Annotated in this window: 7 protein-coding genes and 1 riboswitch; of the genes, 3 read left to right on the forward strand and 4 right to left on the reverse strand. The window is 48.5% G+C overall.

Annotated features, from left to right (window positions below):
- Positions 1 to 17: 17 nt before the first annotated feature.
- Complete coding sequence (locus tag AC58UU_RS31100) at positions 18 to 2,366, reverse strand: ATP-dependent DNA helicase (protein ID WP_497321330.1); 2,349 nt, start codon at positions 2,364 to 2,366, stop codon at positions 18 to 20.
- A 99-nt stretch (positions 2,367 to 2,465) separates the two neighbouring features.
- Between AC58UU_RS31100 and AC58UU_RS31105 the strand changes: the two genes are divergently transcribed.
- Complete coding sequence (locus AC58UU_RS31105; protein ID WP_497321342.1) at positions 2,466 to 3,548, forward strand: potassium channel family protein; 1,083 nt, start codon at positions 2,466 to 2,468, stop codon at positions 3,546 to 3,548.
- A 56-nt stretch (positions 3,549 to 3,604) separates the two neighbouring features.
- Here AC58UU_RS31105 and AC58UU_RS31110 read toward each other — a convergent pair whose 3' ends face one another.
- The 3 genes from AC58UU_RS31110 to AC58UU_RS31120 form a co-directional block, all read right to left on the reverse strand.
- Positions 3,605 to 5,017, reverse strand: a complete 1,413-nt coding sequence (locus AC58UU_RS31110; RefSeq protein ID WP_497321331.1) for a M23 family metallopeptidase — start codon at positions 5,015 to 5,017, stop codon at positions 3,605 to 3,607.
- Positions 5,018 to 5,137: 120 nt separating this feature from the next.
- Entirely contained in the window at positions 5,138 to 5,365 is a 228-nt protein-coding gene (locus AC58UU_RS31115) for a cold-shock protein (protein WP_029199449.1), read from the reverse strand.
- Between the two features lie 149 nt (positions 5,366 to 5,514).
- The gene (locus AC58UU_RS31120; RefSeq protein ID WP_029199448.1) at positions 5,515 to 5,715 is read right to left on the reverse strand and encodes a cold-shock protein; all 201 of its coding nucleotides are present in this window, start codon (positions 5,713 to 5,715) and stop codon (positions 5,515 to 5,517) included.
- Between the two features lie 342 nt (positions 5,716 to 6,057).
- On the opposite strand from AC58UU_RS31120, the gene AC58UU_RS31125 reads away from it, so the two are divergent.
- Complete coding sequence (locus tag AC58UU_RS31125) at positions 6,058 to 8,166, forward strand: multicopper oxidase family protein (RefSeq protein ID WP_497321332.1); 2,109 nt, start codon at positions 6,058 to 6,060, stop codon at positions 8,164 to 8,166.
- Between the two features lie 100 nt (positions 8,167 to 8,266).
- Positions 8,267 to 8,366: riboswitch (purine riboswitch) on the forward strand.
- A 72-nt stretch (positions 8,367 to 8,438) separates the two neighbouring features.
- The gene (locus AC58UU_RS31130) at positions 8,439 to 9,773 is read left to right on the forward strand and encodes a 5'-deoxyadenosine deaminase (protein ID WP_497321333.1); all 1,335 of its coding nucleotides are present in this window, start codon (positions 8,439 to 8,441) and stop codon (positions 9,771 to 9,773) included.
- The last annotated feature ends 345 nt before the right edge of the window (positions 9,774 to 10,118 follow it).

Below are 10,118 nucleotides of genomic sequence, written 5' to 3' on the forward strand. Positions count from 1 at the left end.
TTTTTGGATGCCTCGCTCTACCGACGCTGTGCCTGCAGCACTGTGTAGTCACGCCACTCTTCTGGCAGTAGACGTTGATATAGCGGCTGCAGGTAGCGATCGTCAATCAGCAGTAGAACGCCGCGATCCGTCTCGGAGCGGATCAAGCGCCCGCCGGCCTGCTGCACTTTGTTCATACCTGGGAACACATAGGCATACTCGTAGCCGTTTTTTCCGGTACTGTCCATGTATGCCTTGATAAGATTCCGTTCCGGTCCAAGCTGCGGCAAACCGACTCCGACGACGGCCACGCCTGTTAGCCGGTCTCCTACCAGATCAATGCCCTCCGAGAAGATACCGCCCATCACAGCAAAGCCCACAAGAGTCTTCTCCGTTCCCGCTTGAAACTCCGCCAGAAACTGCTCCCGCTCCTCCTCCGACATCTTCGTCTGCTGTACGAGAACTCGGAGCTGAATTCTCTGCTCCTCTTCTGGATGCAGTGCCCTCTGTTCACCTACGAGGTCAGTGAAAGCCTCATATACGCTGCTCATATAGGCATACGATGGGAAAAACACCAAATAATTACCCGAACGCTTCGCCATCAGCTCATACAGCGAGCGGGCAATAGGCTCGCGACTGCGCTCGCGATCCTGGTAGCGCGTTGACAGCGGCTGAACGAAGACATCCAGCTGCTCTTTGGAAAAAGGGGACGGCACCGTCACGGAATAGTCATCCTCCCCTGCCCCTAGCGTGTCCATGAAGTAGGACAGCGGCGAGAGGGTCGCCGAGAAGAACACATGCGACCGATACCCCTTGCCCATCTGCCGAAGCAAATGGGAGGGATCGAGGCAGAACAGCTTCACGCTGACCTCGTTCCGTTCACATGACATGAACGTCACATACCGTTCATCGTACAGCTTCGCAATGCGCACAAAATTTTGTGCGCCGAAGTAAGCTTCCAGCAGCAGCGGTGTTGTAGGGGGTGTGGCGCCTGCCCCAGCCAACTCTTTTTCCGCTGCTGCAATAAACACGTCCAGTAGCCCAATCAATGGCTCCGGTAGCTCCGGCTCCACCTGCATCTGGCGATCCCCGATCTGCTTACGCATCGCAATAAAGTACTGATTAATGGCCTTGGCCGCATCATACAGCTCGGCTCGAACGCCCTTGAACTCCCGCTGCAGCGCAAGGAAATCCGATTTATTTAAAACGCTTGAATACATCTCGCGCGCACGGTCCACTAAATTATGTGCCTCATCAACAAGCAGCGAGGTTTGCCGCTTCTGTTCCTCGAAGAGCCTTTTCAAATTCACACGAGGGTCAAAAATATAATTATAATCGCAAATGACAGCATCTGCTGCATAGGCGACATCGAGTGAAAACTCAAAAGGACACACCCGATGCTTTCGCGCATACGACTCAATGACTGTGCGAGTCATTATAGTCTCATGTCTTAGCAGATCAAGCACGGCTTCATTAATCCGGTCATAATAGCCGTCGGCGAACTCACAATGCTCTTTTGAGCACCTCACTTCCTCCTGAAAACACACTTTTTCTTTCGCCGTGATCGTAACAACTTGCAGTTGAAGTCCCCCAGCCTGCAGATGCGAATATGCTTCTTCCGCTGCAGTACGGGTAGTTGTTCTCGCCGTCAAATAAAAGATCCGCTGCAGCAGTCCCTCACCTATCGCTTTGACCGATGGAAATAGGGTCGACATCGTCTTACCGATACCTGTTGGCGCCTTGGCGAACAGCTTGCGCCCCTCGTTTATCGTTTTGTACACTGCACCGGCCAACTTACGCTGCCCTTCACGATAATTCGGGAACGGGAAAGATAGCTCCTTGATGCTCTGATTCCTGCGCTGTTCATGCTCGTTTCTCACCTGTGCATAAGGATAATACCGCTCCACCATGTCAAGCATGAACTGTTCAAGCTCGTCCGACGATACTTCCTCAACAAATCGCCGAGTCTCTTCCGTATCAACCTGCATATATGTGAGTTGAATTCGCATACGGCTTAGCCCTCGGTCTTTGGCCACCATATAGGCATAGCATTTCGCTTGTGCCCAATGAACCGGATAGGAATCTTCCTCGATCTGCCCAATATCGGATGAGGTTGATTTGATTTCGTCCACGGTAACCACGCCATCCGCATCCATCAGAAGCCCGTCACAGCGCCCATCAATGACAAATAAAAGATCCTCATAGGGGATCTCAGCCGAAACATAGACCTCATGTTGGTCCGATTCGCCATATTGCTTCTGTAGTTTTTGATGCGCTTTGGTCCCTTCCGTCAGCGCACGACTCGTCCTGAAACCTGACTCAATACTGCCGCTGCGATACACATATTCCACCAGGGAGCGCACGGAAATGTTGGCGTTAGGGGTCATCTTTATTTTTCTCCGTCCTAGAACATTTGTTCTTCATTGTAGCATGCACCAGTACTAAATAGCTACTTCTCTCACTATAAATGGAAGTATGTTACAATCATTTTCAATCGATTATTTTTTCCATTTAGACTCAAGAAAGGGCCCCACATGTTCTATTTCAGTAAGTTCTTTCTCAAACTGCTGCGGATGAATAACAAGTTTATTTTCGCCGTAGCCATCGTGTTTATCGTCCTATCTTCCGTGAGCGCTTACCTCTTAGAAAAAGAAACCTTTGGCAGCCTCTTCAATGGCTTATGGTGGGTCATGACGACCGTTACGACAACCGGCTATGGGGATTACGCTCCCAAAACCGTTGCGGGTAAATGTCTCGGCATGTTTCTCTACATTTTCGGAATAGGTCTGATCTCCGTTACTATCAGTAAAGTCATCGATTCACTATTCGTATACAGACAGCGAAAGGAAGAGGGCAAATTGAGATATCAAGGCGAACAGCATTTTGTGATCGTAGACTGGAGCAAAAACGCCGAGTTGGCGATTCAAGAAATTCTGAATACGGACTCGGAAACAGAGATCGTCCTCATAGATACACTGGAGAAAACACCAATCGTTCATAATCGGATTCATTATATCCAAGGTAATCCTACCCTCGTTGAAACGTTGGAAAAGGCCAATATGACTAAGGCACGTTCCGTGTTCATCTTTGCGAATGAAACAACGGAAGATCAGGCCATGCTTCGCGACCCCTCCTTTGTAGACGGCAAAACACTACTCGTTGCCACGACCATTGAGCGGAATTACCGCAACGTACACTCCGTTGTTGAAATCAAAAACCGCGAAAACATGCAAAACTTCTTACACGTCAACGTGAACGAGTTCATCATTGGCTCTGAGACAATCTCACAGCTTGCCGTTCGCTCTGCCTTTTCACCGGGCTCATCCCGCATCGTGTCACAGCTATTAACCAGACAATCGGGTGATAATCTTCATGTTCTTGGCAAAAGAAAATCGTGGAGCACCTACCGTGACGCTTTCGAGCAGCTGCTCCAAGAAGGTGCGACACTGATCTCCGACGGCGATCAATTGAACATCAACCGCAAGCTGGATCAGCTCATTCCTGAAGAGGCGCGACTGTTCGTCATCTGTGATATCGATACATTCGAACGCATCTCTACTCGTACATAGAACAAAAAAGGACACCCTCTCTCTATTCATGTTGAGAGTCGGTGTCCTTTTTCTATTTACCCCTTCGGCTGAACCCAGCGAAACGGTGTCGTATTAAAAAACAAGTTCGGATTGACCTGCACATTGTGAGCCCAAAAGGTAAAGTGCAAATGCGGCCCGGTCGAGAACCCAGTCGTGCCGACGAGCCCAATGATATCGCCCTGCTTGACCCGATCGCCCGTTTTCACGCGCAGCTCCGAAAGATGGGCGTACTGCGAGAAAAGCCCCATCCCATGGTCGATATAGATGGCATTGCCAGTCAAATACAGGGTTTCCGCCAGCGCAACTACCCCGTCGTTCGTAGCTTTGATCGGGGTGCCTTCCTTCGCGGCCAGATCAATGGCCATATGAGAGCTGTCGTATTTCCCGTTCACATAACGGGTGTACCCATACGGTGTCGTCAAAATCCCCTCGACGGGCTGTACGAACGGCCCGCTGAACAGAAATTCCGGCTCGGACTTACTTCGCGCCAGATCAATCTTCTTCTGGTCGGCTGCAATGCGACCCGTGTCCTGCTTCATGCTTTCCATCTGAGCTGTTACCTTCAAATACTGCGTTTCGAACTTCTTCGGTTCAATGGTTAGCGTCTGATCACCGATCGGATATTTTCCGGGCTTTGCGCTCATCGTAATCGGCAAATACGTAAAGTATCCCGTTCCATAAGGCTGAAGGGTATATGTTTTATTCAACCAAGTGATACTCCCTGGTTCGTTATGACGTACCAGCACAACATCTCCTGGAGCTGCGCTATCCGGAACGAGCTTCCATTTCGAACCGATGACCGTTTTAGCATCTTCCTTGGTTCCGTAGAGCTCCGATTCCATCTTCAATTGCTGCAGATGCTTCTTCTCTTTTAGAATGGCCTCTTTGACCTCGGCCGTCATACCGTCCACCCAGGTTTGTCCACCATCTGTCGTGATGAGCAGTGGGTTTTTACTATCCTTCATACTGGCGAGAAGCACCCATCCGATACGAGGCGTCAGGAACTGCGATTGCTTCACTTGTAAAGAGGCATTGCCCACTGTAACCGTAAGCGGTTTTGGGCTGTCCTGACCGGCCGACCCTGAACTTGCCTCTAGGCTAAGCAGCTCCGTGATAGGTCCGCCTATCGGCAAAGCGTTTCCTACTTCCTCAGCGGTGAGGTCTGTCCCGAGCGCTTCTTGCCACTGCGCCCCACCATCCTCTGTTCTCGAGATTCCATCTGCATATTTCACCCAGCCGCGATCAAAATCAAGCATACGGAATTCCACAGCCTCTCGATGTAGTGGCGTTGGTATCGGTGTTGCAACTACAACAGCTGGCGTGTTGTCTTTCCAAGAGAATGGTGCGCCGAATGGCGATTTACCAACCACAATCACCACACATGCGGCAAGTAGGCAGGCGCCTGCCAATAGCAGCCACTGACGACGTTTTCTTGATTTCACTGACATTTTTCCTCCCCGCTTACAAGTGAGTTATAGAAAGCTACTTTCGAAATGCCGAAATCTTATCACTGATTATGTGGGAACACAAAAAACCCGAAGACATTCGCGTCTCCGGGTTTCGTTATATTAAATTTGTACGCCCTTTTTGAGCGCCTTCTGATCCGTATTCGTGTTATTAACTAAAGGAAGTAACTTGACACTTCGAACCATAGTGGACTGACATAAATGACAAGTCGGCACGTGATCGAATGCAAAATTATCTCGCATCCAGCCTTTACAGCCTTCTTTTTCACAAGACCATACCGTCACATTTTCTAGAGGCATCTCTTCAAGCGACTTTTTTCTGGAATACATGGATAAACCTCCTTAGAGTTTTACGTTAGTAAAACTAGCTTGGTAAGCATTGACTTAGCGTTTTGCTATTTGCAAAACATTTTTCGTCCTCATAAGCTAAATTGAAAAAGACTGCCATTACACAAGTAAAGGCAGTCTTTTTAATTATATTACAGTTTTACAACGTTTTCTGCTTGTGGTCCGCGGTTGCCTTGAACAACGCTGAACTCAACGTGTTGGCCTTCGTCCAAAGTTTTGAAACCGTCGCCTTGGATTGCGGAGAAGTGAACGAATACATCGTTGCCGCCTTCAACTTCGATGAAACCGAAACCTTTTTCTGCGTTAAACCATTTTACTGTACCAGTAGCCATGAGAAATACCTCCAAAAATAAATTAACATGTTTTTATTCTTCAAAGAGAAAAAATTCACACATTGCAAAAGGTTCACTAACAAAAATGAAAACCCTTTATAATATGTGAATTCAGGTTCTTTTTGTCGATTGGATTTATCATACCATACCTATCTTGAAAACGCAAACTATTTCCAGTTAATTTATTACAAAGTAACCGCTTTCCTCATAAATTGGGCGAATGGCAGCGGATGTATTTTTAACCCCTACTTAAGTCTAGGTATTCACTTAGCCTCTGGACCGTGTGCCGTATTAAGCAGGGGAACTATACTGAAGTTATCGATTCTTAGGAGGGTTTTCATTGTGTACAGCATAATTGTTCAAATCATACTGTTCGTTTGTTTATTATTCGTCATTTTCACCTGGATAGGGAGTGTCAAAGCGTCCCGATTACTATATAACCAGAGTCTGGAACGGATGCACCGCAAAGCAAGCAAGCTGCTGTTCTGGTCATGGTTTCCGGCTATTCCTGCTGCCGCTATCATTGGAGCTATTGTCTGGATGCAGCAATCCATGGATCCGGTATTCTGGCAAGACCGCGTGTTTATTCAAGCGCCCCTGGTAGTTCTGCCTATTTTAACCATATGGGTCGTATCGGTTCCTAAACTGATCAAATTGCGTTCCTTAACGAAGCAAAGCTTAGCCGAGCCTGGTGCATCAATAGAGCCAACTATTTACCATAGAGCTGCTAGCCCCGGTCTCATTATTCCTTTTCAAATGACGGCTCTAGGCGCTTTAACCGCTTTATATTTCTCACTCGTGCCTCCGGTTCCATTTCGGTGGTTGGAAATTTCCATACCTTTGGCTGCCTTTGTGCTCGTAACTGTTGGGCTTTGGTGGAGACATCAGATTCGCTTCAAGCAGGTAAGTAAAATGGAAGTTTACGTCATTCCTGCCTTTTGGAAACGCGCCTTAACGATGGTTGGTGTTATGGCTGTTGTGGCTGGATCTGTCTATTATTTGTTTATGTTGGCGATGAATAACAGTCAATTACCAGCGGAAATCGATATGGCGAGCGGAACACACGATTATGGCGGTCAGGCAGTAACGGCAAATATGAGTTCGCATAATCACGCGATAGAGGGAATGAACGGCTCCTCTGCCAAAATGGTGTCTGTTGCTGACCTGACAGGTCCGCGCGAAGGGACGCCCGATCGTCATTTTACACTTACAGCTCAGAAAAAGACGGTCACACTTAGCTCTGGCAAAACCGTGGATGCTTGGACGTACAATGGGCAAATCCCAGGACCTGAACTGCGTATGAAAGAGGGCGAGTTGGTCGAGGTCACTTTGATCAACGAGGATATCGAGCATGGTGTTACTGCGCATTGGCATGGTTTGGATGTGCCGAATGCCGAGGATGGCGTTGCTGGTGCCACTCAAAATGCGGCTATGCCTGGCGAGACCTACACGTATCGTTTCCGTGCAGAGCAAGTGGGCACGTTCTGGTATCACTCCCATCAAGATTCACAAGAAGCAGTTAGCATGGGGCTTTTCGGAGCGTTAATCGTTGAACCGAAGGTGGAAACCCTGCAGCAAGTGAAGGACATCACGGTCATGACACATCGCTGGAAAGGCAGTACTTTCGCCATTGGCGCATCAGATCAAGTAGAACGCATGACAATCGCGCCGGGGACGCCTGTCCGCATGAGACTAATTAACACAGACGATTGGGTGCAGCAAAAATATACCCTTGTCGGCACTCATTTTGAGGTGGCGGCCATTGATGGAACTGAATTGAATAAGCCAGGTGTGTTGACCAATACGAATGTGGTTGTGCCTACAGGTGGTCGTTATGACATCACGTTCATTATGCCAGAGCGTCCTGTGTACCTGAATGTTGGCGCTAACCGCAGCAGCGGCATCTTGATGTCACAGGATGGGAAGGGAGAAATTCCCGAGCTTCCTCAAACGGTCGCTTTCGATCCTCTTCAATATGGGGACCCGACCTCGACTCCCTTTGATGCAAATAGCCGTTTTGACAGAGATTTCACCTTGATCTTGGATAATAAACTAGGGTTCTATAATCGTAATCTGGATTTCCTTTATACGTTGAATGGCGAGGTATTTCCAAATACACCAATGCTAATGGTGAAAGAAGGCGATCTCGTCAAAACGACCATCGTGAACCGCGGTAACGTCGAACATCCCATGCACTTACACGGTCATCATGTGCTGGTGCTATCTCGCAATGGTAAGCCTTCCACAGGTAGCCCTTGGTGGTCTGATACGCTGGCTGTACTGCCGGGAGAAACTTATGAAGTGGCTCTCGTAGCAAATAATCCTGGACTTTGGATGGATCATTGCCATAACCTCGTACATGCCGCAGCTGGAATGACGATGCATCTTATGTATGAAGGCGTAACAACGCCATTCTCAGTAGGAAGCGGTACGATCAATCATCCAGAATGATTGACTCCGTTTTCATAAAAGAGGGAGGGGATGTTAGGATAGGTAACACAGACTGTTGACAAAATGACCTGTATCGGTTTACGCTAGAGGAAAGCAAGCAGGAACTGAATACTACCCCTTTCGTATAACCTTAATAATTGGATTAAGGGTCTCTACTTAGAAACCGTAAATTTCTAGCTACGAAAAATGTGCGCATGTTTGGCATATTTTTCGTGGCTAGTTTTTTTGTGTCCATTGCTTCATACAATACTAGAAGTAGGAGGTTTATAACGATGACGACCATTCTAATCAAAGATGCACAAATTGTGACGATGAACGGCGACGGGGAAATAATAACAGGGGATATTTTCATTGAAAATGACCGAATTGCTGCAATTGGACCGAACTTGAATCCCGCACAGGTGGATAAAATCATTGACGCCAAGAATCGTACGATCATTCCAGGCTTCATCCAAACCCACATTCATTTATGCCAAACCATATTCCGCGGCAAGGGGGACGATCTGGAACTAATGGATTGGTTGAAAAAGCGGATATGGCCGCTTGAAGCCTCGCATGACGAGGAATCGATCTATTATTCCGCCATGCTTGGCATCGGCGAGCTGATTCAAAGCGGTACAACGACGATCGTCGATATGGAGACGGTGCACCACACCGACTTTGCTTTTCAAGCCATCGCGGAGAGCGGCATGCGCGCTTTATCCGGCAAGGTGATGATGGACAAAGGGGACGAGGTTCCCTTTGCTTTGCAGGAGAAGACCTCCGAATCGCTCCAGCAAAGTGTCGATTTGTTAGAGAAATGGAACGGCCACGACGATGGCCGCATACAGTACGCGTTCTCTCCACGATTCGTCATATCGTGTACGGAAGAGCTGCTGCGTGAGGTCCGCAGCCTATCGGAGCAGTACCAAGTGAAAGTGCACACGCACGCATCGGAGAATCTCGGCGAGATCGAGATTGTGCAGGCAGAGACTGGCATGCGCAATGTCGTCTATCTCGATCATCTCGGTTTGGCGAATGAGCGCCTTATTCTGGCGCACTGCATTTGGCTCGATGAGGAAGAGAAGCGCATCATCCATGATCGAGGCGTGCATGTGAGCCATTGTCCCGGCTCTAACCTGAAGCTTGCTTCAGGCATTGCCGAGACACCCGACATGCTGAAGCTCGATATCTCCGTCAGCCTAGGAGCAGATGGCGCGCCGTGCAATAATAATCTCGATATGTTTAACGAGATGCGTTTGGCTGCGCTTATCCAGAAGCCGATACACGGGCCGACGGCCATGAATGCGCAGACGGTCTTCCGCATGGCGACCATCGGAGGTGCCCGTGCTGTCAGCATGGAGAAGGAGATCGGCAGCCTCGAGGTCGGCAAGAAGGCCGACCTCGCCATTCTCGATCTCAACAACTTTCACACGTATCCGTCCTTCGACGTGGATCCGATCTCTCGCATCGTTTACTCAGCGACGCGAGCAGACGTGGAAACGACGATCATTAACGGTCGTATCGTCATGGAAAACCGCATCATGCGGACGATCGACAAGGACATCGTCCTGCCCGAAGCGAACCGCTCCATCCAGCGGTTGCTGAAGCGCGCGAACCTGCGCTAAGCGGCAGTTAACCGGAATAGCCTGCAATCCACTAGCATTATGCTAGATGGGTTGCAGGCTATTTTTGTATCCCGCTATAGCTGCAAATCGGCATGCTAACTAGAGAGGGTGTTTAGATCAATCGGAGTAGCTAGCTCTGTGTTACTATGTTTAGATCAATTGGAGCAGCTAATTCTGTGTACTTGCTCTCTGGATTCTAGTGGCTAGACGATTATTCATTGATGATGTAAATAGCGGCTAGGCCCCCTAATTCCGGAGTCTTCCCGTTAAAAAAACCAATTTTCGTAAGATTGCTTCTATTTGCAAACAATTACATCGCTTTATAGAATATCGATCGGTCCTCCA

This window comes from Paenibacillus sp. JT22N1, from assembly GCF_059692155.1.

What these genes read in the sequence shown, in the direction of transcription:
- AC58UU_RS31100 (WP_497321330.1), bottom strand. Translation starts at nt 2,366, where the DNA reads ATGACCCCTAACGCCAACATTTCCGTGCGCTCCCTGGTGGAATATGTG.
- AC58UU_RS31110 (WP_497321331.1), bottom strand. Translation starts at nt 5,017, where the DNA reads ATGTCAGTGAAATCAAGAAAACGTCGTCAGTGGCTGCTATTGGCAGGC.
- AC58UU_RS31115 (WP_029199449.1), bottom strand. Translation starts at nt 5,365, where the DNA reads ATGTATTCCAGAAAAAAGTCGCTTGAAGAGATGCCTCTAGAAAATGTG.
- AC58UU_RS31120 (WP_029199448.1), bottom strand. Translation starts at nt 5,715, where the DNA reads ATGGCTACTGGTACAGTAAAATGGTTTAACGCAGAAAAAGGTTTCGGT.
- AC58UU_RS31130 (WP_497321333.1), top strand. Translation starts at nt 8,439, where the DNA reads ATGACGACCATTCTAATCAAAGATGCACAAATTGTGACGATGAACGGC.